The following is a 26,233-nucleotide window of genomic DNA, read 5'->3' on the forward strand; positions in this document are numbered from 1 at the left end:
ATTTAGGTCATAGTTATTATAATAAAATAAAGTGTATCGCGTGCTAAGCGGAGAAGCTTTTTGAGAGATGAACAATAGGTCTACCCTCTATTAACTTTTATACTATTTGTATAGAAAATCATCAGGTGAAAAGCATTCGTTTAAAACGATAAAGTACAATTACATGAACTAAAACCTCCTGTTGAAAATCCAAACAAATAAATAGAAAAATATAGGAAGATTTGATATATTCATTTATAATAGCTGTACTAGTAAATCATTTTCTATGTATCTTTTGTTTATGTAAATTAATCATATGTATTAATTGTGAAACATACAAGTATTAACAATATTTTTTTTAAAAATGTATAATTTAACTCTATGCAAAATGAAAAACTTAAAGTATATTATTCTATGCAAATAATTTTATAAGGCAAAGTATTTCTTTGCCGAGGGAAGGCAAATGGTGCGCCACCGGTTCTTGAGCTGGTTCTAGTAGGTTCGATTCCTACCCCGAAATTTTTTATGCAATTCAAATGAAAAATTTCAGGGGAACTAGAATGACTCTGCTCATTTTCAGTTCTGGAGGAGGCGTTTTTTTGTGTTGAAAAAAAGAGACTTACATGAGTGTACCGCTCTATTTGAGCTTATGTCAGATCCAACTATTATGCCATTCGTTCGTCATAAAGCTAATACCGCAGACGAATACTGGTTTTTAACCAAACAAATGATTGAGGAAGAATTAGCTGGAACGACTATTTCTCGAACAATCATCAGTGACTATGGACAACCAATAGGAACCATAAATCTATTTGATATTGAACACGGTGCTGGATTTTTAGGAACATGGATCGGCACACAATTCCAAGGTCAAGGTTATAATAAGAAAGCGAAGGAACAATTTTTAGAGGAATTGTTCTTTGAGCAGAATATACAAACAGTATTTTTACGTATTAGAAAAAATAATATTAAGAGCATCCGTGCAACTGAAAAGCTTGGCTATGCTTTAAAAGCAAATGATTCCCACCAAGTAATATACGAAGAGATTAATAAGGGTAATAACCATTTCGATTTATATTATATACCTAAGGACCTCTTCCTAATGAAAACACTTCAGCAGAATTCGGAAGAAGAACAAGCTATGTAACAGAAGAAACTCCCGTCAACTTTATGACGGGAGTTTCATTAGTTTTTATATGTTAGTAGTAGTTCCGTAAATTGCTCAGGTGTTTTGGAAGAACTCGCCAGACACTGTGCATCAATTATTTTTTCTTTGTTTAATGCTAAAGCTGAAAGAGAATTCATAAATGTCTCAGCGGTGAGACCCTCTTCTTCAAGGACAATAGCATAGCCTAATTTTTCAAAGAAGTTTGCATTTAATACTTGGTCTCCCCTGCTGGCGTTCTTGGACAAAGGTATTAATAACATAGGTTTTTTTAACTCTAAAAATTCAAAAATGGAGTTAGAGCCAGCTCGGCTTATTACATAGTTTGTGATTTTCAACAAATGGGGTAATTCATCCGTTACGTATTCAAAGGCTTTATAATTTGGTTTATCTATCAATGAAGGGTCTAGGTTTCCTTTACCACAAAGATGAATAATCTGAAATCGCTTGGTTAAAGTGTCTATATTATCTTTAATCGCAGCATTAATACTTTTAGAGCCCTGGCTTCCGCCCATAACGATAATTGTTTCTTTAAAAGGACTAAAGCCTGTCAGCTCTCTTGCAATTTTTTCATCTCCTTGAAACAGATCAGGGCGAATGATTGCTCCTATAGCGGAAGACTTATCCCTTGGAATATACTTTAATGTCTCTTCAAAAACCGTAAATATATGTTCTGCAAATGGTGTTGCAATTTTGTTTGCTAAACCAGGTGTGATGTCGGACTCATGTATTACGACTGGAATATTAGAAAGCTTTGCCGCCACTACAACTGGCACAGAAACAAATCCTCCTTTGGAAAATACAAGCGAAGGCTTTATTTTTCTTAAGGTTCTCATGGCTTGCATTGTTCCGTATAGGACTTTAAATGGATCTGAGAAATTTTTAATAGAGAAGTACCTTCTTAACTTACCATTAGAAATAGTGTGATAAGGTAAAGTGGGAAAGCTTTTTTCAATAATTGATTTTTCAATTCCATCAGCAGAACCAATATAATGGACTTCATATCCGTTTCTTAATAATTCTGGGATAATGGCTTCATTTAAAGATACATGACCAGCTGTTCCCCCGCCTGTCAGTACTATTTTGTTATTGTTCATGATAATCTCCTAACTATTTATCTAAAGGATGTATGCCCATATGGTAGAAACAAAAAACTTACAAGAAAAAACCAAGATAATGATTCAAATGGTACTACCAATTTTAATCACTCAGGTCGCACTCTATTTAATGACTTTCTTTGATATCTTGATGACAAGTAAATACAATATCAATCATCTAGCAGGCGTTTCTATAGGTTCTTCATTATGGGTGCCAGTATATACCGGGTTGACTGGTATTCTACTAGGCATTACGCCAATTGTAGCACAATTAATCGGTGCAAAAAAGCAAGAAGATGTGAGAACCTTTGTTCAACAAGGTTTATATATTGCTATTCTATTAGCTATTTTAGTTTTTATAGGAATTATTTTGTTTCTGGACCCTATCCTTCAAGCAATTCCTCTTGAAACTAGTGTACGCATAATAGCGGAAAAATATTTATGGATGATGTGCATCGGACTACTTCCTTTATTCCTATACAGTGTCCTACGATCGTTTATAGATGCATTAGGCAAGACCCGCATCTCCATGTTCATCACGTTACTGTCTGCACCAATTAATATCGCACTAAATTATGTGCTGATTTACGGTAAATTTGGATTGCCAGCTTTAGGTGGTGTTGGGGCTGGATTAGCCTCAGCAATAACTTATTGGCTCATTTTAATTATTACTATTTTCATCATAAAATACAATAAACCGTTTGCTGATCTACAAATATTCCAAGAATGGACGAAACCGTCGTTGGCCAAGTTAAAAACATTAACAGTGATCGGTTTACCAATAGGACTATCTATTTTTGCAGAGACTACTATTTTTTCTGCAGTCACGATTATGATGAGTGTATTTTCCACAGCAGTAATTTCAGCTCACCAAATAGCTATGAATTTTACTTCGTTGTTATATATGATTCCCTTAAGTATTGCAATGGGAGCTACTATTTTAGTAGGTCAAGAAGTAGGGGCTAAACGCTATCAGGATGCAAAATCCTACAGTTGGCTAGGAGTCGGGACAGCTGTGTCCTTTAGCTTTGTGTCAGCTACTATTTTACTTGTTTGGCGAGAACCTATAGCAGCCATTTACACAAACGATGTAGAGGTCATTAACTTAACCGTTCAATTTTTCTTTTTTGCTGCCCTCTTCCAATTATCTGATGCCATTCAAGCACCAGTTCAAGGAGCATTAAGGGGCTATAAGGATGTTACAATTACGTTTATCATGGCGATTATATCTTATTGGATAATAGGTTTACCTATTGGCTATATACTAGGTACTTACACAGCATACGGCCCATTTGGCTACTGGATAGGCTTAATTGCCGGCTTAACGGTCGGTGCACTTACCCTGGGAACACGTTTAGTATACTTACAGCGCAAGTTTGCTAAGCTTTATTAAATGATATTTGACAATAATCATAAACTTTATGGATAGCTAAACAGTTATATTTTAGATATTGATGTAATCCAAATCTAACTACAAGAAAAAGTGAAATCCATTTTTCCGATTTCACTTTTTTCTTCAATATTAAAAACTATGTCAATCTGGTAATTTCTCGTTAGTGCCCATGGAAAGCAATTACCGGAACGGTTATCAACTATAGATAAAATGAAAGCCTCGAAATATTTTACCAGGGTAAAATATTTCGAGGCTTTTGTTTTGAGAAGAGCTGTCTTAGCCTCTTTTAATTATTTGCTAATAAATTGTTGTGTCCAGTAATAACCACTATCAGATAATCCTACTCCAATATGTGTATAGCTACCGTTCATGATATTCGCTCTGTGACCAGCTGAATTCATCCAGCCTTGTACCACTTCTTGAGCTGATCGTTGTCCCATTGCAATATTTTCTGCAGCTGACTTGTAGCTAATCCCTAAAGATTTCATTTGATCAAAAGGTGAGCCATATGTAGGACTTGTATGTGAAAAATAATTATTATCCTTCATGTCCTGAGATTTAAGCTGTGCTGACTTAGTCAATGCAGAGTCGATTTGTAGAGGTGCTAAGCCTTCCTTTGCACGCTCGGCATTAGTTAGATCTACCACCTGTTGGATAACAGAAGATACTTGAGCTTGATTGGAATTACTGTTTGTTTCCGTTTTTTTAGTAGCTTGCTGAGTAGTTGGAGAAGTTGTAGCTACCTCTTTTTTTGGTTGAGCCGCTGGCACTGTTGATTCTTTTTTTACTGGAGCCTTCGCAGTTGTAGCTTCTTTTTTAGCAGCATTTGGTTTAGTTACTTCTACTTTTGCTGCAGTTTGTGTTTTTTCAACGACTGGTTTTTCTTTTATTTGATTGTTGGGTTTAGTAACCTCTTTTGTTTCTTTTTGTACCTTTTGGGTATTTTGTGCCACGTCATTTTTCTTTGCAGCCTCTGTTTTAATAGTATTTGCTAGGTTAGCAACGATTAACTCTTTATTTATATTAAACTTTTGAAGCATTTTGTTTATTTCTGTCTCACTTAAAGACAATTTTTGAGAGTTAATCTTTAGAGACTTCCATTCGATGGATGTTTTTGCCTCAGAAGTAGTTTTTGAATTACCAGCTGTTTCTGCTGATGCTGTTGCTGTTGTAGCAGTAAGTAATAATCCTCCTGCTAGCATACCTGCTAAAATCTTTTTGTTCATTTTCATTTCCTCCTTCTTTTGTGCTCTCTCATTTTATACACAAAATCAAAAGAAAAAATTATATAATATCTTCCATCTCGTCCATTCGAGTATTAAAAGATGGACGGGAGAAAGGATTCCGTTCCTTTGGTATGGTAGGATAAACCAATACATAAAAATATTAGTTTTCTAAAGCTCTTGACAATTTCATATATTCTTCGTGAATTACCAAAAGTATATCTTCTTGCTGTGAAATAGATAGTTTGCTATTTTTAACTCGTTCTGTGATCATTTCACGTTTTTTTTCAATGCTCTGCCTTACCCTCGGGTGAGTATATTCGTCTAGGAGCTCCGATTTAATGACATTACGTACTTCTTCTTCGGTAATATCATTCGTGGTGCGATTTTTATATAGCAATTTAAAAGCATCAATCATTAACCGAATCCCCTATAATCTCAAGCTTATTTATTTGCTCTCCGATAATTACAAGTTGGGGCTCCATTTTCATGTATTCAGGGAGCCATTGGATCATTCCATAAGCATATTGAAATAAATAAGGATATTTGTGTCCCTTAAGTGGAACATAACCCTTCATCCGATAGACGGAGTCAGGAAGACCTCTAACCCAATCCTCGAAGGCTTCTTGATCTATTGGTCCGTTAAAGGTATGAAGCCTTGAAGACAAGGAAAGTTGCTTGCCTATTGCCGCTTCTTTAACTTCTTTTTCATGAAAGGTAGCTTCCAAGTTAGCAAGTGCTTTTATAGAAATTTTACTGTTTGAGGCTTGAATGATCGGTGCATCCCCATTAATACCTTGGAGTTCCATAGAGGCAGTCGCAATCTCGTCATCAGTTAGTAAATCTACTTTATTGGCAACAATTAAATGTGCATGTTTGATTTGCTCAAGGAAGAGCATCCGTGTTCTGGGTGACAGCTTGTCGCGTTCTAACCATCTTTTGCAGTCGGCAACAGTAATAATACCTTTTATATTTAACTGATTTGCAAATATCGGTGAGAATACAGCATCTAATGCTTCAACAGGGTGTGCAGCTCCAGTAGTCTCTATTAATAACACATCAAAATCTTCCCCAGCCAACAACATTTGAAGCTGTGCTTCCATCTTCTCAGATCCTGTACAGCATATGCATCCTTCTAGCATTTCTTTAAGAGGGATGTCTTCCTCTACTGCTCTACTATCAAAAGCCAATTTACCTAACTCATTCATAATTACTGCTGGTTTAATACCTTCATTTTTGAATTGTGAGATTAAATTGGTTAACAAGGATGTTTTCCCGCTTCCTAAAAATCCACTCAATAAATATACATCTTTCAACATCCACACCTCTTCCTATGTATTTCCTAAAGAAATTCATCGTCAACTCGGCAACGTCAAAACTTCTTCTCTTGAATAAAGAGCTGACCATTGCAGGTCAGCTCTTTTAAGAAATAGATTATGCTATTACTTATTTTTTAATTAAATCCTTTGCTATCTCTTCTGCCTTTAATAATTGAGGATCTTCGTTTAGTAATTTTTCACGAAGCTTATTCATCAATGTATTAGCAGAATCACCGGTAAGCTCACCTGTAGCATCCAGTTTGTTGTCAGCTTGGAATTTTTTCACCGCAGAAACCATAGTCTCGTCAAAGCTAGTATTAATAGTACCTGGATCGTATCCAACTGCTTTTAACATTTCCTTAGCATTTTTAATAGCATCTGATGTCATACCTGTCTTTAAAACTTCAGAAGTATTTAAAGGAGATAACATCGCATAAGAAGGATATTGTACTTCGTAATCTGGTGCAATACCTTTATCATGTATCCAGTTACCTTTCGGTGTTAACCATTTTGCTGTTGTTATTTTAATATTAGAGCCATCAGGTAAATTGTTAAGAGACTGCACAGTTCCTTTACCAAACGAATTTACACCAACAATAGGCATATTTGCTGATTCGCTTAATGCTCCTGCAAGTATCTCAGATGCAGATGCACTCCCTTCGTCGATCAACACTGTAACAGGAAGATCCACTCGGAGACCAGGTGATGCAACAATCGCCTCTTTTACAAGTTTGTTTTTATCATCTTTTGTTTCAATTTGTACAATATTCTTGCCTTCTTCAACAAAAAGGTTTGAAATATCAACTGCCGAATCTAGCAGGCCACCTGGATTTTGTCTTACATCCAGAACTAATGACTCCATGCCTTCTTTTTTCAGATCATCGATCGCAGTAACTAACTCATCATACGTATCGTCAGAAAAGCTAGAAATCATAATATGCCCTACTTTGTCACTTAACATCTCAGGATAAACTGTTTCTATAGGGATATCATCTCGAACTATTGTCGTTTCAATTAATGCGCCTTCACCACGTTGAATCGTTAATGTAACTTCAGTGCCTTTTTTACCGCGAATTAATAAAACAGCTTCCGAAACACTGTAGCCTTTAATATCTTTCCCATCTACTTTTAAAACCTTATCATTAGGTAACAACCCAGACTTTTCGGCTGGAGAATTTTTAATAGGAGAAATAACCGTAATGATACCATCTTGCTCCTGTATTTCCGCTCCAATTCCTTGGAAGCTCGAATGAACACTGTCTTCAAACATAGATGCCTCTTCTGTATCCATGTATTCAGAATAAGGATCTTCCAGTGCATCGACCATGCCATTGATGGCACCATTAATCACTGTATCCTCATCAATATCCTTATAGTAATCTTTTTTTAATTTGTCATAAGCCATATATAACTTAGTGAATTCTTTTCGTTCACCTACATATTGTACCTGTGATTCTTGCCCTTTTATTTCACTAGCTTCATCCTCTTTTCCAAACATAAATAGAAGTGATGTAACGCCAGCCGTGATTATCATGAGACCAAAAATCATTAACCAAAGCATCAAAGGTTTAATCTTTACATATTTGGAAGATTCAGGCGATGATTGTTCCTGTTCTTCGTTTGTTCGTTGCTCTTGTTCGTCCAAAATCTTCACCCTTTTCACACAATTCGTTTTTCAAAAAATAGACTGCCAAAAATGACAGTCTGTTTTTTTTAAAATTACATCCTTATTTTAATGCTGCTTCTAATGCCACTACGATCATGTCATTAAATGTTGTTTGTCTTTCTTCTGAAGAAGTAACTTCTCCAGTAATAATGTGATCACTAACAGTCAATACGGCTAGAGCTTGTCTTCCGTATTTAGCAGCTAGTGTATATAATGCAGCAGCTTCCATTTCAACTGCAAGTACACCGTAGCTTGCCCATTTTTCATTTTGAGCATTTTCATTATAGAATAAATCAGCTGTAAATACATTACCTACGCGTAGGTTTAGTCCTGCTTCTTTACCTGCATTATATGCATTGTATAATAAATTGAAATCAGCAGTAGGAGCAAAGCTAATATCATCTAAAAGTACTTTATTCATAGAAGAGTCAGAAGATGCTGATTGAGCAAGAATAACGTCACGTACTTTTACGTCTTTTTGGATAGCTCCACAAGTTCCAACACGGATTAATTTTTGTACATCATATTCAGCCATTAATTCAGTTGTATATATAGAAATGGATGGTACTCCCATTCCTGTTCCTTGTACAGAAACTCTTTTCCCTTTATATGTACCTGTGTAACCAAACATATTACGCACTTCATTATATTGCACAACATCCTCTAAGAAAGTTTCAGCAATATATTTTGCACGAAGTGGATCTCCTGGTAGTAAAATCGTGTCAGCTATTTCACCTTTTTTTGCATTAATATGAATACTCATTAATATAACCTCATTTCTAAAACTTATCGTGTTTATGATACCTTTTTTTACTATAAAATGCAATGTAGAAGCCTAGAGGTTATTGTCTTCGTATAACTCCCATATTTCATCAAAAACTATTGCCGGCATCTCTGGATGCGCGAGCTCCTCAATATACTCGGAAAGTGGCTGAAAAGATGTTTCTGCTTTTGGAAAATCATGCTGTAAAAACATTTGTTCCGCAAATAGAGCTTTGGCATCGGTCTTTTGACCTCCCCGGAATTTTAATGCAAATAAATAAAACGATTGATTCATATTATTTTTCCTCCTTTAGTCCTGAAGTAGTATATTAATTTAAAATTTTGTAGATAATTCAGTCTAAAACAATTAAACTAAAAATTATGATGATAAAACATTAGAAAGGAATGGCTCAATTGAAATATGGATTTAAATCGAAAAAAAACAAAATACCTAGTACGCCCAAAGTACCTAAACCAAAGAAACAGCGCAAATCCCTTAGTAGTCGTTCATTTTCCCTTTTTAAAAGGAATGCAAACAAAAGCTTTCAAAATACCAATTTGTTAAATTCCATACGTGGCAGAGTACTCATCATTTTTTCCGTCCTTATTATAATTCTATTTTCCATGCTTGTCCTTACTTCGGCCAACATGCAATCATCTCAGAAGGAACTAGAAAACTTTATAAACGTGGACATAAAAGAGCAGTTAATGGTCAATCAAATATCTGCGGATATTGCTAAACTTTCAAATGCAGAACAAAGCTATATCATCACAGGTAAATCAAATTATATGTCAAGTTATAGAAGTTATAAAGATGCAATCGTTACTCGCTTTAAAGAATTGCAGACTATTTTTAAAAATCGTCCTGATGAGCTCAAAAAAGTAACGGCGATTAACGAGCATTTTAATACATACCTTCAATATTCTGAACGTGCATTAAGCCTAAGAGACCAAAAAGGATTTGAGGCTGCTCAAAAGCTTGTAAATGCAGGAAGTGGACGCGCAGCCATGAGCCATGTAGATGTCCAAATCGAAGCGATGAACGAAGTGTTAGCTAAAAAGAACGCTAAGCAAATTGCACTCTTAAAGAGCGAAAATCAAAACGCTTTGAACATATTTATAGGCTTAACGATTTTCTCTGTATTATTAACATTAGTATTTGGAATTGTACTATTTAATTCTATTAAAAGAAGCACTTACTCTATTAACCGTTCGATTTTAGAAATCGCTCAAGCTGGCGGTGATTTAACGAGAAGAGTAAAAGTAAGAACGAAAGACGAATTTGCTGAAATTGCTTCCAATACAAATGTTTTAATCGCTTCTATTGCTGATTTAGTTAGACGTGTAAGCCATTTAACCGAAAATGTATCAGCTAGCGGTCAGGAATTGATGGCCTCTTCTGACGACACTGCTATTACAATTCAGTCAATAGCGGATTCTACAAATGAGATAGCATCTGGTAGTGAGCAGACTATGAAAAGCATGACCTTAGCTATTCAAAAAATGAATTCACTAGAAGAAGCAACAAGATATTTGAATGAGGATGCACAAGCTGTAAAAGTAGCGACTGATCACATGACTGCCGCTGCCAAACAAGGAGCATTGTCTGTTCAACATTCTTCAAATGTTATGTTAAATATTGAAGAAACGATGGCTAATACCTCTCAGACTGTTCAATCTTTAGGAACTAAATCGTATGAGATAACTTCTATTATTAAAACCATCACTGCAATTGCAGAGCAAACTAACCTACTGGCTCTAAATGCGGCAATTGAGGCTGCACGTGCCGGAGAACATGGAAGAGGTTTTGCAGTAGTAGCAGATGAAGTAAGGAAGCTTGCAGAGCAATCTCAAAAAGCAGCAAAAGAGGTAACAGGAATTGTAACCTCCATTCAAACGGAGGTAACCTCTATTGTTAAACAAAATCACGAAGGGGTCGAAAATGTTATAAAAGGCGTTGAAGTAGCGAATGAAACAAGCACTTCCCTTGAACAAATTATGAAACAAACAGACGAAACGATTAGTATTATTAATAAAATGGTCAATCAGATAGAAAAAACACTGGAATTTAGCCAGGAAGTAGCTGCTTCCTTTATAGAAGTGACTCATATTGCAGAAAACACTGCGTCAAATACTGAAAACTCTGCTGCCGCCGCTGAACAAGGTAGTGCTGCCATGCAAGAAATCAATGCTTCCGCTGTAGAATTATCACACCAAGCGGACGAGCTTAGAAAAGTAGTAAACGAGTTCAAGTTATAATTTGTAAGTAATATAACCGTTTTAGCTAGTACTGAGAATCATAGTGCTAGCTTTTCTTATGTAAAAAGCCATAAATCACTTTGTGAGGCTCTACACTTTATTTAAGGACCACCCCTACAAGGTATGGGTCCATTAGCCCAATACTTATGTGTATCTCCGCAAGGTTCCCCCCCTTTCTTATTACACTCTCTACCCTTAACAATTACATAAAAAGCATTGATATGGCTGTCGTGAACATTTCCAGGTGTGACAATGTTTGCAAGTACAAAACCCTTCTTGTCTGTTGCAGCGTGAAAAGAATAGGCGAACTGCTTTGTCCGTTCATCTTTTACGAATTAACCACTTTCAGGATCTGTTGTCGATTCCTTAATCTCCTTGTATTCTTCCTTTTCAAACTTTTCATGCGGGAATGGTTTCTTCCCATGCTTTTCCCGGTCGAGGTTGAGCTCCTCCTGGAGCCTCTTTTCATAAGCCTGCGTCTCAAAGACATGATCCGGGATTAGGAGCCCACGATCTGCGACATCCTTTAATACTCTGTAGAAAATCTGCTCTAATAGATCTGTGTCTGCAAAACGACGGACATAGTTTTTCGCGGAAGTTGAGAAATGGGGAACCTCGGTATGGAAACCAAAGCCTAGAAACCATCGGTATGCCATGTTGGTTTCAATCTCTTTAATGGTTTGGCGCATGGACCGTATACCAAAGGTATATTGGATAAAAGTCATCTTGATAAGTACCACTGGGTCGATACTAGGTCTCCCTGTGTAGAATAAAGATTTTCAACCAATGGATAGATAAATGAAAAATCAATTGCCGCATCTAACTTACGAAAAAGATGGTCTTGTGGTACCAACTGTTCAATAGTCAAGATTTCTAATTGTTCGCGTCATTGGTTTGATTTTTCGTCATCAAATCCATCACCTCATTCATTTTATAGGAGACCCGTTGATTGGAGCGAAGAACGGCGACTCCAGCGGGAACAGCGCGAGCTGAAGACCCTGGACTGAGCGCAGTGAGGGAGTTTCAAGGAGGGAAAACTAAGGACGTCACATCGTGTGACAACGTTTTCCTGACCAACATCCTGTTGGCCTAAGCCGTGCCCGCGGAAAGCGTCCGTTCGTAGTGGAAATCAACTCTTCCTCGCTTAACTTCTATTTTAAAAGAAAAAAGACTGTAGACAAACTCCAAAATTTTTGGAGTTTGTCTACAGTCTGAAGCATGGATATGAAATCCATGCTTTTTTACATTAGAATAGTTTTAAGTATTCTCCATAGCCTTCTTCCTCTAGCTTGTCCTTGGGAACAAAACGCATAGCAGCTGAATTAATACAGTAGCGTAAGCCTGTTTCTTCTTTTGGACCATCAGGGAATACGTGACCAAGATGTGAGTTTGCTGTTTTACTTCTCACTTCTACTCTTCTCATACCATGAGAATCATCAAAATGCTCAGTTACCTCGTGGCTCTCGATTGGTCTAGTAAAGCTTGGCCAGCCACAACCAGCATCATATTTGTCCTTTGAATGGAATAATGGTTTGCCTGAAACAACATCTACATAAATTCCTTCATCAAAATGCTTATCATATTCTCCTTGAAAGGGTGGTTCTGTTCCATTTTGCTGAGTCACGTAATACTGCATTTCAGTTAATTTATCCTTCATTTTGTAACCTCCTATTGTTTTCAACGAAGTTTGCTCTACCAGAACCAACAAAGTATCTATTATAATGACTTGGATTCTTTTTATAATAGTCTTGATGGTATTCTTCTGCCTCATAAAACTCAGATGCAGGCAAAATTTTGGTAGCTATTTTTTTCGGATATCGACCAGAGGCATTTAAAGCAGCCTTTGATTGTTCTGCTTTTTCTCGTTGCTCTTCATTATGATAAAAAATAGCTGTTTGATAGGAAGATCCCTTGTCGAAAAATTGCCCTTCTTCATCTGTTGGATCGATGTTTAGCCAAAATATATCCAGTAGTTGATCGTAAGAAAATTTTTCCGGATCATACGTAATTTGAACTGCCTCAAAGTGTCCGGTAGCATTTGAACACACTTGTTCATAAGTAGGGTTAGGTAAATTACCACCCGTATAACCGGAAACAACTTTTTTAATGCCGTCATAAGAATCAAACGGTTTTACCATACACCAAAAACAGCCACCTGCAAATGTTGCTTTTTCCATTTTATATCCCTCATTTCGATGGAACTATAATTTCTAAAACAATTTTGTCTTCTTGAAGATTCAATTCCTTCGCTCGAACATTCACACCAGACGCCATAGGAATACTAGCCAACTGAATTAAAACTTCTTCTTCATCAGGCTTCACTACCATCCAGCGAGGGAGGTCTATTGAATCTCGTAATAACTTTAACACAGTATCGGGTGGTAATTGAAGCTGTCCGACTTCAACCGACGATTGCTCCAAACGAATATTCCCATTCTCTTCGACAAAAGGTTCGAAATACATCTTTACAGGAAGAGTTAATGAGAAAATGGTTAACTCAGAGCTTAAAATAATTTGCTCCTCTACACTCAATTGAAGGGGAATAGGCTTATCATCCATCGCTGTAGCTATAAAAGTATTTGCTATTCCCTGAAAATCTTCCTTAGAGACATTTACAGTTAATACATGTCCGGAAGGGTCAGGTGTAGTAATACTTTCAACGTCAACATTTTCCGTTGGAGATGTAATCCAGTACAAAAGGGTTCCTATACTCCCTGCAATGATTAATAATAATAAAAAAAAGGCAATCATCCACTTATTCATCTAAACCAGCTCCTCAAAAGAACAATTCCCTACTTTGCTCATCTATCAAACCACAATTTTCTAAAGAATTTACTACGTTATCTACTATCAGCTCATACCCCTTGCTGTTCGGATGAAAAAAGTCGGTATGATAGACTAAGTTTGCATTAGAATCAAACAAAGTATCAATAGGTGCATAACAAGCATTTGTATTACTATAGGATAGCGATTCTATAGTGTCGTTCCAATCTGTTATGATTTGATCTACTTCGCTCGTTTCATCTGTAACTATGGTAATAGGGTTATAAATTCCAATCATTATTATTGGAGCACTACTATTAACCTCTCGAATTTGCTCTAAGATTTCATCATAATTTCGCTCAAAACGCTGTAATTCCTTTTGAAATGCCTCAATCTGAAGGTTGAAGAGATCTTTTCTAAATACCTTCATGACATCATTTCCACCAATGGTAATAGTGATTAAGTCTGCTTTACGAAGTTGATGATCGATTTCTCCATCTTTTAACAACTTTAGAAGTTGGTCACTTCGTCTTCCTCTTTTAGCAGTATTGGTTAACACGACATCTTCTATTCCCTTGTATTCTAAGATTTGATTTTTTAATCTTCCAACGTACCCATTCTTCTTTAGTTCATCTCCTACCCCTTGAGTAAGAGAATCTCCAAGACCTACAAGTTCTAATGTTCTCGGGAAAAATTCAGGCGGAATAATATATTCTTCGAATAAGACCGTTTCCTTTATCGGAAAGCTAACTTCTTCTATTTTTTCTGGCGCACAGCTAGCTAATAAAGAAATACAAACAAGAATAATTAAAAATTTATATTTCATATCTAACCCCTTTATTTAACTCCATTTATATACAAGATGATGTAAAACTATAAATAAAAGCAGGGAAAATTTGATCTTCCCTGCTTTGGCATTATTCTGTCATATACATAAATCCAATGGCACCTGGACCAGTATGCGTACTAATCACCGGGGAAGTAAAGGACACTTGAATATCTTTGAAACCCGAGTCTTTTATTAATTCCATTAAGGGTGTAGCCATAGACAATCCATTAGCATGAGAAATACCTACCGCTTTTACAACTTTACCTTTAGTGTCTTCCATAAACTGTTTAAACAAATAGTTGACTACTTGCTTATGACTTCTAGCTTTTGCCACAGGAGTATAAACTCCATTCGCAAGGCTCGCAATGGGTTTAATAGAAAGTAAAGATCCAATCATTGCTTTTCCCTTTCCAATACGTCCACCTTTCACTAAATTATCCAAAGTATCTACTACTACATATAGATCTGTTTTAGTGCATATGTCTAATACCTTCTCAACAATTGCATCTTTTGTAGCTCCATTAACAGCCATTTTAGCAGCTTCTTCCACCTGGAAATATAAAGCAAAGGAGATAAACTTGGAGTCAATAACAGTCACATCAGAATCTGTCAGGTCAGCAGCTGTTTGAGCAGATTTGACAGTACCACTCATACCACCGGTCATATGTATTGAGATAACTTGATCTCCATTCTTACCAAGTCTATCGTATAGCTCTTTGAACACCCCTACTGCAGGCTGGGAGGACTTAGGAAGTTCTTTAGAAGTACTCATCTTTTCTAAAAATTCCTCTGGTTGAATATTAACCCCATCAATATATGACTCCCCATCAATCTGAATCGTCAAAGGTACTACATGTATATTATACTTTTCAATTATCTCTTTAGTTAAATCAGCTGTAGAGTCTGTAACTATATGAACCTTTGGCACTGTATATCCCTTCCTTCCTAAGTATATTATAAGAAGAAAGATGTTAATCTGTAAACTATTTATGCCTGCTTTGAAGCTCATTAATTTTATTTGCAATAATTATATGTAAGTCTTCTTTTATTTGTTCTGAATTACTTACTTGAATCGTTTCTTTACTATATGAAGGAAGGATACTAATTTGAACATGTGCTGGACTAATTTTATTATTATTTTTCTCCATAATATTAGAGGTTCCATGAATCGCGATAGGAACAATAGGAACATCTGCGTCTTTAGCAATACGGACAAATCCCGATTTGAATGCTCCTATCCCCTGTCCCTTACTTCTAGTTCCCTCCGGAAACATTAAAATAGAATGACCATTTTGTAATTGTGATACTGTATCCTGAATTGATCGATAACTACTTTTTCGATTTGTCCGGTCTAAAAACACACAATTCATTTCTTCCATCCATTTAGGAATTAGTGGAATTTTTTTAACCTCGATTTTTGAAATAAACCCAAACGGCTTAGGGATATGGGCTAACAAAGTAGGAATATCGAAGTTCCCTTCATGATTGCTTACAAATAAGACAGCTCCATCAGGAAGATTTTCCAATCCTTCTACAGTAAATTCGCTTTTTGTTCGTTTTAAAATACCCCCAGCCCATTTTTGCGGAACTTCGTGGACAAGCAAGTCATACTGCTCTACTGATAGTAAGCCTTTTTTAGACTTAATTTTGTTGAGTTTTGGGATGCTTATTGGTAAATAGCCAAACAAAAAGCCAAAAGTTCTTAAAGAAGAAAACAACTTATTCACTAACCTTTCTATCGTAAACCAAATATACGTAAGTTATTCCGTCAGATGTCTTCATTTCTTCCGACTTTTCAGTAAGTACCCATTCATCGGAGCTGTATGGTGGGAAGTAAGTATCACCTTTGAATGTTTGTTGAATGAAGGTGATATATAGTCTGTCCGCTTTTGGTAGGATTGCTCTAAAAATCTGCTCTCCTCCAATTACCATAACCTCGTCGTGGTGACTCTTCGCCAATTCGATTGCATCCACTAAATTGTTTACTACCTCTGCTCCCTCGACTTTATAAGAGGAGTTTCTAGTAACAATTATACTTTTTCTACCTGGTAATACTTTCCCAATCGATTCATATGTATTCCGTCCCATAACCATTGCCTTACTCATTGTTTTTTCTTTGAAATATGCTAAATCACCAGGTATATGCCAAGGCAAGTCTTTGTTATAGCCAATTACTCGGTTTGGATCATGTGCTACGATTAGTGATATCATCATTATTCTCTCCTTTATACAGCAATTGGTGCTTTGATTTTGGGATGCGGATCATAGCCTTCTATAGAAATGTCTTCGATTTCAAAATCAAAGATGGAAGCTTTTTCTTCATTTAAGACTAATGTCGGTAAAGCACGCGGTGTTCGCGATAATTGTGTTTCAACCTGTTCAAAGTGATTCAAATAAATATGAGCATCACCTAAAGTATGTACGAAATCTCCAACTTCTAACTTACATTCTTTTGCTATTAAATGAACAAGTAAAGCATAGGAAGCTATATTAAAAGGCACTCCTAAAAAAACATCAGCACTTCGCTGATAGAGTTGACAAGACAATTTTCCGTTCGCTACATAGAATTGCATAAAAGTGTGACAGGGCGGTAATGCCATATCATCGACCTCAGATGGATTCCAAGCAGTAATGATATGTCGTCTGGAATCAGGGTTCTTTTGTAATCCATCGATCAAATTCGCAAGCTGATCAATCGTTTCACCGTTTTTGCCAGGCCATGAGCGCCATTGTCTACCATAGACAGGACCAAGGTCTCCAAATTCTTCTGCGAAAGACTCATCAGATAGAATGTTGTCACAGAAAACCTTCATTTGTTGATCCACCAAAGCCTTAAATTCAGGATCCTTCGAAGCTCGTACACCAAAGTTTGTCATATCTGGACCATTATATGTATCACTATTTACCCACTTTTCAAATGCCCATTCATCCCAAATATGGTTATTGGCCTTAATCAAGGTTTTAACGTTGGTATCTCCCTTTAAAAACCACAATAATTCACTTACTATCAAGCGAAAAGCAGTTTTTTTAGTAGTCATAAGAGGAAATCCTTTTGAAAGGTCAAAACGCATTTGATAACCAAAAACACTTTTTGTTCCCGTTCCTGTTCGATCACCTTTTTCAATCCCATGTTCCATAATGTGCTTACATAAATCTAAGTATTGTTGCATTTGCTTGCTCCTTTCCTTTTATAGCAAAAAAGCTCTCATCTAGGAGAGCCATTTAGGTGGGGTGTTCTTAGACCAATAAATTTCACCTAAAGCATAATGCTTTGAATATTTATCCTCTGCTAGGTGATAATGAAAATTAAAGTAGTAACCATCTAGCGGTTTTTTATCTGTTCTTACATGAAAACGCATCAAATCTTTTTTTGTAGTTTCATCAAAAATATGGAATATTTTTTCGTAATATTCTCCAGAAGGCTGTTCTGTTATTGCTAGATTAGCTGCTTTTTGGTCATCAACAGAAACCAATGTTGTATTAATTGCCTCTTGAATTCTAGGGAAAATAACTTCATCAAACTCATTTTGAATAACAGGGCCAATTCTCGCACCAAACTTAATGTAAGCTTGTTCTTTAGCGGCCAGAGTAATCTTTTCACTGTAATCAATGGATTCTTTAAGACTAACCTGGTCATACTCTACCGTATGCTTCTCTGCAGAGACCGACTTCATCGGCACTTTGCTCTCTAACAGTTGCTCCCAAATAACATGGTTAGGTGAAATCAGTCCAAATGTTAGAAATGCCACAGTAATAATAATCGATTTTTGGAACCATTTTTTCATGTTTAATCACCTTCAATTATGTACAATTTAGTAAAAGCAATATTATAAACATATACGAAATCGAGAACAAAAGGTTTCATCTTCCTAGTATTCATTGTACAATAAAAAGGGTAAACAATCAGTAGTTTTTTAAACTAAGGAGGAAATTCTTATGAGCACAGATATTATCATTGGAATCGGATTTTTATTTTTATTAGGTTATTTAACTTCTTTAAACTTCACGCACTGATTTAAAAGTAAATAGTTCATTATTCTAAAACAAAGAGGGAAGCGACTTGTATAGTCACTTCCCTCTTTGTTTTATACTTCAATTATTCCGTAATGGAACTTAGAACTTAGTCTTGTCAGTCGGGTAAAACCAAAATCCTCAAACATAGGAGAGCGGAAATGCGCCTTTAAAACAACTCGTTTTTTGGCAACTCGCTTCGCTTGCTCGACCCACTCTGTATACAGAGTTCCAATAGCCCCTATTTCTCTAAGGGCTTGAAAATTATTAGACTCGGCAATTTCCTCTTCAAACATTGGATCCATATACACAACGTCAAATGAGTTATCCTTTACCGTTTTTAAATAGTCTACTGCATCTTTATGAATCACTTGAATTCTTCGCATGGAATTTTCTAATTCACTAAATTCCGTTTCATAGCTTTTTAATCCTCGATTAATAATATATGCAACCATCTTTTCCTTCTCTAGTGCAACTACTTTTCCTGGATTTCCTACTGTATAAGCAGCAATTAAGCTATCAGAACATAAACCAGCTGTAGTATCTAAAAACCTATCCCCCAACTTTAAGCCTGTTGCTTCAAGAAAAGGGTCTTTTTCCGCTTTTAACAGCCTTTTTAAACGAAAGGCTGCAGAATTTGGGTGAAAGAAAAAAGGAGTGGTGGAACCATATGCAAAAAACTCCAGCCTTTCCTTACCAACTACTAAAACATCCGCTAACTGCTCGTTTTGTATTTTTTCCACTGACTTTTTCTTTCGGTCTATGAAGTTTATACATAAATCAGCAGCTATATCTTTTGCTACCCGAGTATATTCGGGATTCGTTCTTCCAGCAGTCGTTATAACTGTTTTCATTTAAGCAATTATGTCAGTGAGAACACCTGTCAGGTGGTCTTTGATTGTTTCCATAGAGTTACTTTCAATTTGCTCTCTAGGGATAAAATAAGCTAATTCTCCATCCTTCCATATAGCAATGGAAGGTGAACTTGGTGGGACTTCACTAAAATAATCTCTCATAGTAGCAGTCGCCTCTTGATCTTGTCCTGCAAAAACAGTAACAAGATGATTTGGTTTCTTTGGTAATTCGCCAATCGCTTCAGTAACAGCAGGTCTTGCGAGCCCCGCTGCACAACCACATACCGAGTTAATCACTATTAATGACACACCTTCTTCTTTCATATGCTCATGCACTTGATCAGGTGTAGTCAGCTCTTTAAAACCAGCATTCGTCAGCTCACTTCTCATTGGTTTAACTACTTGCTTCATATATTCATCATATGCGTTCATCTCTTCGCCCACTTTCACGTATGTTCAATTACCCATTCTTAAAAGGTATTCTATTTTCTATTCTACTTTTGTTTAAGTTTTTTTTCACTCATTTTTACTTATAGTACATTAACCTCTTGATAGTCTTGTGCTATATTTCCCTTAAATCCATTTATTTTCTCAGGTTTTCGAAATAGAGCAAAGAAAATAATAAGAGCCAGTTCATTCGTACGAATCTAAATAGCTGCTACATAGCATTAAATAATCTTGTTTCTCTTTAAATAGGGAAAATAGAATTATTTTAGAATACTGAAATACTTTTATTTAGTGAAAGAAAATTAACTATGTTACTATTAAAATGAATGTATATCGACTTTTTTTGACATTTTTCAACATTTGCTCATCTATATGGATGACTAAGTATTAGCATAAACTTACTCGTATCCGTTCAAAATAAGTCTAATGATTTTGTATACATTTTAGAACCTTACGATGGATCTGCTACCTCGTAATTCAAACCAACTAGATGAGGGGCGAAATAAATTATGAAACTAAATGAACTATTATCTTCAGTCGAGATTATTCCAACTCTAAAGACACAGAATATTCAAGTAAACGGGATTGCTTTTAATTCTAAAAACATTAAAGAAGGTTATTTGTTCGTCGCTATTTCAGGGACTCATTCAGATGGACATACGTATATTGAGGATGCTCTTACGAACGGGGCTATTGCCGTGGTCGGTGAACAGGAACTATTCTTAAATGAGGTTCCATACTTTCAAGTAAAAGATGCGAGAAAAGCATTAGCCTTTCTTGCTAGAACATTTTACAAAAATCCAACGAATAACAAAACAATAATTGGAATTACTGGAACAAACGGTAAAACTACTACTTCTTATATGTTGAAGCATATACTTGAGAGCCAAGGAATCTCCTGTGCTGTATTCGGGAGTATTTCTATTATTATTAACAACGAAGAATATTCTTCTACTCATACGACATTAGATCCTCTGACTTTCCATGAACTTGCTGCAAAGAGCAAGGACCAAGTAATTATTATGGAAGTTTCTTCCCATGGTCTAGTGCAACAACGCGTAGAAGGACTTGAATTTGATTATTGTATTTTTACAAATATAGAACACGAGCACCTCGATTACCATAAAGATATGGAATCATACTATTTAGCTAAACAATCGTTGTTTACATACTTAAAAAGCAATGGAAAAGCAATTCTTCTCTCTAGTAATGACTGGAGTGAGAGGCTTAATACATATGTAAATTCACTTGGAAGAGAAGTTATTAAAATTAATGGAAGCTCTCCTACTTATACAATAGATATAGATAAAATTATCGAACAACAGACTGGCAAGGTTTTTTCTCTTACAACACAAATGCAAGGCGAGCACAATATTAATAATGCAGCTGCAGCCTTTGCTACAAGCGTTCATTTCGGGTTAGATCCCAAACGTGTTGAGCTAACGTTAAATAATTTCAAAGGTATTCCAGGACGTTATCAGTTATTTCCTCTTGCGAATAGTGCGACCGCTGTCGTAGATTACGCGCACACCGCCAATGCGTTTCACTATATTTTAGACACCGTAAAGTCACAGAACGCACGGATGATTTATCATGTTTTTGGCTTTAGGGGTAATCGAGATGTACAAAAAAGGGCAAGGATGATTGAAATGTCATTAAAATATGCAGACCGATGCATTCTAACATTTGATGATCTCAATGGGGTACCTGCGGAACAAATGATAAACGAGCTTGAGAATTTAGGGGCACATGAAAAGTGTGTGATATACCCTGATCGAACAGAGGCTATTAAATACGCTTGGGAAATAGCGGGACCAGGAGATTGGATAGTAATTACTGGAAAAGGTAATGAAGCATATAAACAAAGCTATTCCCTCTCGACTAAATCTGATATTGACACATTAAATTATCTTTTAAGTACCAAGCATTCAGCAAAACCTGAAATAGAAAGCCTGTTATAGAAAGTTCTATTATTGAACTGTGATTTCTGAATAATGTCTATATAAAAAGAAAACAGACCTTGCATTAATTATGCTCAGGTCTGCTTTCTTTTACAGATGAATTGGTGCGATATTTTACCTTTGATACTGACATTTTATAATCGATAAACGCTCCGATAAAACCTACCGGTAAGCCACCAGCCAAAATAGACAATACAATAATGAATATGCTGATATTTTCTACTTTAAAAGTCAGCAGATACAAGGTTAAAAGAGTACCGGCGATCAGAAAAATGGTTGTAAAATAGTATGTGATTTGGGTATTTTCCCGATATTTGTATTCTTTTTTCTTCACTTGGTCTTTACTCATTTTGATCCCTCGTTTCGACTTTATGTTCTACTTATATTATTCACCTATTTTCCTGAATTTACACAACAACATTACAAATTAATATTACTTTTTTAATGAATCGATTTTGTTCGAGAAAAAACTGCTATATACAATAAAATTCCCCACATTTTAGTCTGTTAAACATTTAAAACGACAGTTATTACAATTTTCAATCTATTTAACTAAAAAAGAAGAGCTGGCGATATCCGCCAGACTCTTCACTTTTACTCATTTTCTTGCCTCGCTCATTTGCTTCCAAACGGAGCCCTTTGCTTCTTCCCCTTCTGCAATACGGGCAATCGCCATACGGATTTGAAGCTTAACTTCATATTCCTTGTCATCCATCGCTTTCTTTAAGGCTGGTAATGCATCCATATCTCCCACCTCATAGAAATACATAGCTGCTCGCCAACGAACTAATTTGTTTTTATCAAACAGCGCCTCTTCCATTGCTTTTGAAAATTGTACAAATCCTAAATCACTCATTGCATCTCCTGCAGTACGTCGAACCGATGCACTCTTATCTTTCAGTGCCATTTCTAAGTACGGAATGACTTTTTCATCTTCAATAAGACCAAGATATACAGTAGCAAGCCTTCTTATTGAAACCTGTTCATCCTGTATTGCTTTTGCTAGAACTGGGATATCTTCAACCTGTGGGTTAATAAGGTTATCAAGTAATTGGAACCTCTTCTCCCATTCACTTATTTCAAATTCCTCCAAAGTGAACGGAACTCTTATAGGCTTTCTATCATCCTCGGCTTTGTCTTTGTCTGCAATTAGTTGCTCCAGCTTACTTTGGGGAAAGCTTGCCTCTAATTCTTTTACTAGCTGCTCACCAATTTCCTTTTGATCACCATATCGCACACCATAGTCAACCCATTTACGAAGCATAATATAATTTTCTTTATCACCCTCCATCGCTTCATCCAAAGCCTTGGTAAAGCGGGCAGATAAACCAAATCTTGACTCTGATTCACTATCAAATACTTTCACCTGAAGCGGGATTCCCTTGAATGATTGTACATGGACATATACTTCACCATAATGATCTAAAGGCTTTTCTTCAGTTTCCGCTTCATTTTCACCGCCAAATACATTTTCAATAGATGCTAAGATGGATTCCCAACTAAACTTTGCAATTCGTTCAATCGCTAAAAAGTCCGCAACGTGGTATACCCCTTTTACTCCTTCGATATCAAATATACGTTGTATTTCTCTTGGTGCGTCTTCTATATGATCCTTTTTATAGTTATAACTCTTCCCAAAAGGAAGCTCCTGGTCAACGACTACCTTCATCGTATTCGGACTTGGCGTTGGTTCTATCGTCAATATTTTCATATCTTATACCTCCAATATTATAAAATCAGGACGAAACGATCTCTTCTAAATAAGACCATCTTTCTATTAGCTTCTCATATACTTCGTTTGCTTGATCTAATTGTTCGGTCAGTTGCTGTAACGATGTAAAATCAGAGCCTGTAGTTAACAGCTTTTGCTCCAATTCTTCAATCAACCTCTCTGTTTTTTCAATATCCTCACTGATTGTATCCCATTCTCGTTGTTCTTTATAAGTTAGCTTTTTCTTTTCCTTCGTACTTTTTACGGGTGCATTATCTTTCCTAACTTCCACTACTTTTTTTGATGTATCCTTAAGGTCTTCCAAATAATCCGAATAAATTCCTAACCATTCTCTAACTAAGCCATCTCCGTTTAGAATCCAAAGCTTTTTAGCAATACGGTCCAGGAAGAAACGATCATGAGAAATAGTAATAATTACACCAGGGAAAGATTCCATAAAGTCCTCTAAAACAGATAAGGTCTGAATATCCAGGTCATTTGTTGGCTCATCTAAAAATAGAACATTTGGCTGCTCCATTAACATTTTTAATAGAACTAAACGTTTTTTCTCCCCACCGGAGAGCTTGCCTATTTGCGTGCCATGTGTATTTAATGGAAATAAAAACCGTTCAAGCATTTGAGCAGCCGAGAATTTTTCTCCAGATCCTACTTCTATTAGATTGGAGGATTCGCGTACATATTCAATCATTCTCATTTGTTCATTTAGTTTTGGAAGCTGTTGTGAGAAGTGCATCTGTTTTACAGTCGATCCAACAACTACTTCTCCAGAGTCCATCTGAATCTCGCCTGCTAGCATTTTCAGTAAAGTACTCTTTCCAACCCCATTTGGCCCCACTATGCCAACTCGATCTCCTGCCTGTAGGATAAACGAAAAATCATCTACAATGACTTTTGCATCAAAACGTTTAGAAATATTTTTACCCTCTAACACCTGCTTCCCTAACCTAGTAGTAGCCATTTCAAGCTCTAGATTTAAAGCAGAATTATCGCGGTCCAGTTGTGAATCGATTTCTTCAAAACGATCTTTTCTTGCCTTTTGCTTGGTAGATCTAGCCTTTGCACCTCTGCGAATCCATTTTAGCTCATTACGATATAAATTTTGTAGCTTTTGCTGAGATGCAGCGTTCATCTCTTCACGAATCGCTTTAGATTCCAGATAATCTGCATAATTACCTGTGTGAGTATACAACGTTTTATCAGCAAGCTCATAAATATGAGTGGCTACTGTGTCTAAAAAGTAACGGTCATGTGTAACAAAGATAATGGCCCCTTCTACTTTTTGCAGCATGTCCTGCAGCCAATCTGTTGACTCTTTGTCTAAATGGTTAGTAGGCTCATCTAATAGCAATAAATCAGCCGGCTCTATTAACACTTTTGCAAGCGCGACTCTTTTTTGTTGGCCACCTGATAAATGTAAAATTGAATCTTCAAACTGCGTAATCCCTAGTTTAGTTAAAGCTGTTTTTGCTAAAGCATTTACATCCCATGCTTGTAGCTCATCCATTTTCTGCTGTAAGTCCATCAATCTATTTTGTAATTCAGTTGAATCGGAATTAGCCATTAAAGCGAGCAATGCTTCTTCATATTCTCTGTTGATCTTCAGAATAGGTGAATCTCCACTAAATACAGTTTGAAGGACCGTTTCTTCTTTTTCAAATACCGGTTGCTGTTCTAAGTAGGCAATTCGAAACTTGTTCGGATGGTCCCGATCAATAGAGTCTGCCTCAAGCTGTCCTGCAATAATCGATAAAAAGGTCGATTTCCCTGTACCATTGATACCGATTAACCCTGCACGATTTTGATTATTAATTGTAAATGAAATATCTTCGAATAGCGTTTTCTCACCTACTGTTTTTGTAAGATTAGAAATGATTAAATGACTCATATAGATTCCCCTGTTTCTTTTCTTAAGTTTTCTAGAAATAATTCCATGAAGGCATGCCTTTCTGCAGCAAGCTCTTTGCCTTTTCTAGTTTGCATTCCGTCTGCCAGCTTCAACAGCTTCTCATAGAAATGAGTGACGGAAGCTGTTTGTTTAGAACGGTATTCCTCGATGGACATATTGTCTCTCGGCGTTTCAGATACATCGTATAATTTTCTACCCTTTGCTCCACCATATGCAAACGTTCTTGCTATTCCAACGGCTCCAATAGCATCTAGCCGATCTGCGTCTCTAACAATCTTTGCCTCGATCGTATCCGCGGTTGTCTCATTTCCTCCATTAAAGGAAACAGATTGAATGATTTTTTTTACTTTATCTTTTGATACATCAGTAAGTTCAAGTTGCTCAATGATGTAATCCTCCATAAATTTCCCTTCGTTCGAATATTTCGGATCGCTTACATCGTGTAGTAGAACTGCTAATTCAATTATCTCTAAATCGATATTTATCTCCGTAGAAGCAATGGTCAGCGCATTTTTACGCACTCTTTCTATATGCAAAAAATCATGACTGGCGTCAAATTTGTTGTATATGTCTTTAACTAGCTTTTCACACAGGATAATAGCATTCATATTAAAATACCTCCTTCAAACGAGTCATCCTATTCATTATAACGAAAAAAAGAAAAAAAGACCGCTATAGTGCAGTCTTTTCCTTTGAAAGTCATTCGAAGGTACCCTCTTGTTGTAAGTGGATATCATATTTTCTCTTTAGCTAGCCTTTTCTTATTGATTAAAATTTATAAAGGGTGAGGTGAATTTATGACGCAAAGAAATCATAGATCAGAGAGTAGAATTGATTTCCGCCCCAGCCGATCGCTTTCCTCGGGGT

The 26,233-nt window shown here is 36.2% G+C and carries 26 protein-coding genes and 1 pseudogene; 4 read left to right on the top strand and 23 right to left on the bottom strand.

Going from position 1 to position 26,233, the window contains the following annotated elements:
- Positions 1-580 precede the first annotated feature (580 nt).
- Positions 581-1,126: a GNAT family N-acetyltransferase gene (locus MKY09_RS10115; RefSeq protein ID WP_298467814.1), complete on the top strand. Its 546-nt coding sequence runs from the start codon at positions 581-583 to the stop codon at positions 1,124-1,126.
- Between the two features lie 38 nt (positions 1,127-1,164).
- Here the strand turns inward: MKY09_RS10115 and MKY09_RS10120 are convergent, their stop codons facing one another.
- A complete protein-coding gene (locus MKY09_RS10120) occupies positions 1,165-2,241 on the bottom strand; it encodes an undecaprenyldiphospho-muramoylpentapeptide beta-N-acetylglucosaminyltransferase (RefSeq protein ID WP_251553193.1) in 1,077 nt (358 codons plus the stop codon).
- A 40-nt stretch (positions 2,242-2,281) separates the two neighbouring features.
- On the opposite strand from MKY09_RS10120, the gene MKY09_RS10125 reads away from it, so the two are divergent.
- Entirely contained in the window at positions 2,282-3,634 is a 1,353-nt protein-coding gene (locus MKY09_RS10125; RefSeq protein WP_169360109.1) for an MATE family efflux transporter, read from the top strand.
- A gap of 290 nt (positions 3,635-3,924) precedes the next feature.
- Here the strand turns inward: MKY09_RS10125 and MKY09_RS10130 are convergent, their stop codons facing one another.
- The 6 genes from MKY09_RS10130 to MKY09_RS10155 form a co-directional block, all read right to left on the bottom strand.
- A complete protein-coding gene (locus MKY09_RS10130; protein WP_298467808.1) occupies positions 3,925-4,860 on the bottom strand; it encodes a CAP domain-containing protein in 936 nt (311 codons plus the stop codon).
- A 160-nt stretch (positions 4,861-5,020) separates the two neighbouring features.
- Positions 5,021-5,275: a hypothetical protein gene (locus MKY09_RS10135; RefSeq protein ID WP_298467806.1), complete on the bottom strand. Its 255-nt coding sequence runs from the start codon at positions 5,273-5,275 to the stop codon at positions 5,021-5,023.
- Entirely contained in the window at positions 5,268-6,173 is a 906-nt protein-coding gene (locus MKY09_RS10140) for a GTP-binding protein (protein WP_298467867.1), read from the bottom strand. The genes MKY09_RS10135 and MKY09_RS10140 overlap by 8 nt, the downstream gene beginning before the upstream one ends.
- Before the next feature lie 130 nt (positions 6,174-6,303).
- Entirely contained in the window at positions 6,304-7,830 is a 1,527-nt protein-coding gene (locus MKY09_RS10145; protein WP_340883628.1) for a S41 family peptidase, read from the bottom strand.
- A 73-nt stretch (positions 7,831-7,903) separates the two neighbouring features.
- Positions 7,904-8,605, bottom strand: coding sequence for a purine-nucleoside phosphorylase (gene deoD, locus MKY09_RS10150; RefSeq protein ID WP_169360112.1), 702 nt, complete (start codon positions 8,603-8,605; stop codon positions 7,904-7,906).
- Positions 8,606-8,677: 72 nt separating this feature from the next.
- Positions 8,678-8,899: a YozE family protein gene (locus MKY09_RS10155; protein WP_298467800.1), complete on the bottom strand. Its 222-nt coding sequence runs from the start codon at positions 8,897-8,899 to the stop codon at positions 8,678-8,680.
- Positions 8,900-9,018: 119 nt separating this feature from the next.
- Between MKY09_RS10155 and MKY09_RS10160 the strand changes: the two genes are divergently transcribed.
- Positions 9,019-10,863 carry a methyl-accepting chemotaxis protein gene (locus tag MKY09_RS10160; RefSeq protein WP_298467797.1) on the top strand — a complete coding sequence of 615 codons (1,845 nt, stop codon included), beginning with the start codon at positions 9,019-9,021 and terminating at the stop codon, positions 10,861-10,863.
- A gap of 218 nt (positions 10,864-11,081) precedes the next feature.
- Here the strand turns inward: MKY09_RS10160 and MKY09_RS10165 are convergent.
- The 12 genes and pseudogenes from MKY09_RS10165 to MKY09_RS10220 form a co-directional block, all read right to left on the bottom strand.
- Positions 11,082-11,775, bottom strand: a pseudogene (locus MKY09_RS10165) (transposase); the annotation flags it as partial.
- Between the two features lie 334 nt (positions 11,776-12,109).
- Positions 12,110-12,520: a peptide-methionine (R)-S-oxide reductase MsrB gene (msrB, locus tag MKY09_RS10170; protein WP_169360115.1), complete on the bottom strand. Its 411-nt coding sequence runs from the start codon at positions 12,518-12,520 to the stop codon at positions 12,110-12,112.
- The gene (gene msrA / locus MKY09_RS10175) at positions 12,510-13,040 is read right to left on the bottom strand and encodes a peptide-methionine (S)-S-oxide reductase MsrA (protein ID WP_342560708.1); all 531 of its coding nucleotides are present in this window, start codon (positions 13,038-13,040) and stop codon (positions 12,510-12,512) included. Before msrA ends, msrB begins: the two co-directional genes overlap by 11 nt.
- Positions 13,041-13,050: 10 nt before the next feature.
- Positions 13,051-13,626 (bottom strand): YpmS family protein, encoded by a 576-nt coding sequence (locus MKY09_RS10180; RefSeq protein WP_169360117.1) that lies wholly within the window; start codon positions 13,624-13,626, stop codon positions 13,051-13,053.
- 13 nt (positions 13,627-13,639) lie between these two features.
- Positions 13,640-14,452 (bottom strand): GDSL-type esterase/lipase family protein, encoded by an 813-nt coding sequence (locus tag MKY09_RS10185; RefSeq protein ID WP_298467791.1) that lies wholly within the window; start codon positions 14,450-14,452, stop codon positions 13,640-13,642.
- Between the two features lie 91 nt (positions 14,453-14,543).
- Positions 14,544-15,383 carry a DegV family protein gene (locus MKY09_RS10190; protein ID WP_298467788.1) on the bottom strand — a complete coding sequence of 280 codons (840 nt, stop codon included), beginning with the start codon at positions 15,381-15,383 and terminating at the stop codon, positions 14,544-14,546.
- 55 nt (positions 15,384-15,438) lie between these two features.
- Positions 15,439-16,182, bottom strand: coding sequence for a lysophospholipid acyltransferase family protein (locus MKY09_RS10195; RefSeq protein ID WP_342560707.1), 744 nt, complete (start codon positions 16,180-16,182; stop codon positions 15,439-15,441).
- Positions 16,175-16,666, bottom strand: coding sequence for a dihydrofolate reductase (locus MKY09_RS10200; protein ID WP_298467783.1), 492 nt, complete (start codon positions 16,664-16,666; stop codon positions 16,175-16,177). Before MKY09_RS10200 ends, MKY09_RS10195 begins: the two co-directional genes overlap by 8 nt.
- Before the next feature lie 14 nt (positions 16,667-16,680).
- A complete protein-coding gene (locus MKY09_RS10205) occupies positions 16,681-17,625 on the bottom strand; it encodes a thymidylate synthase (protein WP_340883632.1) in 945 nt (314 codons plus the stop codon).
- Between the two features lie 39 nt (positions 17,626-17,664).
- A complete protein-coding gene (locus tag MKY09_RS10210) occupies positions 17,665-18,240 on the bottom strand; it encodes a YpjP family protein (protein WP_340883633.1) in 576 nt (191 codons plus the stop codon).
- 300 nt (positions 18,241-18,540) lie between these two features.
- A complete protein-coding gene (locus MKY09_RS10215; protein WP_340883635.1) occupies positions 18,541-19,320 on the bottom strand; it encodes a class I SAM-dependent methyltransferase in 780 nt (259 codons plus the stop codon).
- Entirely contained in the window at positions 19,321-19,752 is a 432-nt protein-coding gene (locus MKY09_RS10220) for a BrxA/BrxB family bacilliredoxin (protein WP_340883636.1), read from the bottom strand.
- A 524-nt stretch (positions 19,753-20,276) separates the two neighbouring features.
- Here MKY09_RS10220 and MKY09_RS10225 point away from each other — a divergent pair.
- Positions 20,277-21,728 carry a UDP-N-acetylmuramoyl-L-alanyl-D-glutamate--2,6-diaminopimelate ligase gene (locus MKY09_RS10225; protein WP_340883637.1) on the top strand — a complete coding sequence of 484 codons (1,452 nt, stop codon included), beginning with the start codon at positions 20,277-20,279 and terminating at the stop codon, positions 21,726-21,728.
- Between the two features lie 64 nt (positions 21,729-21,792).
- Here the strand turns inward: MKY09_RS10225 and MKY09_RS10230 are convergent, their stop codons facing one another.
- From MKY09_RS10230 to MKY09_RS10245, 4 genes are all read right to left on the bottom strand, one after another.
- Complete coding sequence (locus tag MKY09_RS10230; RefSeq protein WP_169360126.1) at positions 21,793-22,077, bottom strand: hypothetical protein; 285 nt, start codon at positions 22,075-22,077, stop codon at positions 21,793-21,795.
- A 249-nt stretch (positions 22,078-22,326) separates the two neighbouring features.
- Entirely contained in the window at positions 22,327-23,439 is a 1,113-nt protein-coding gene (locus tag MKY09_RS10235) for a conserved virulence factor C family protein (protein ID WP_340883639.1), read from the bottom strand.
- 25 nt (positions 23,440-23,464) lie between these two features.
- Entirely contained in the window at positions 23,465-25,345 is a 1,881-nt protein-coding gene (locus tag MKY09_RS10240) for an ABC-F family ATP-binding cassette domain-containing protein (protein WP_340883640.1), read from the bottom strand.
- Positions 25,342-25,974, bottom strand: a complete 633-nt coding sequence (locus MKY09_RS10245) for an HD domain-containing protein (protein WP_340883642.1) — start codon at positions 25,972-25,974, stop codon at positions 25,342-25,344. The genes MKY09_RS10240 and MKY09_RS10245 overlap by 4 nt, the downstream gene beginning before the upstream one ends.
- Positions 25,975-26,233: the final 259 nt, after the last annotated feature.

The sequence above is a fragment of the Psychrobacillus sp. FSL K6-4046 genome (assembly GCF_038624605.1).
GTDB lineage: Bacteria > Bacillota > Bacilli > Bacillales_A > Planococcaceae > Psychrobacillus.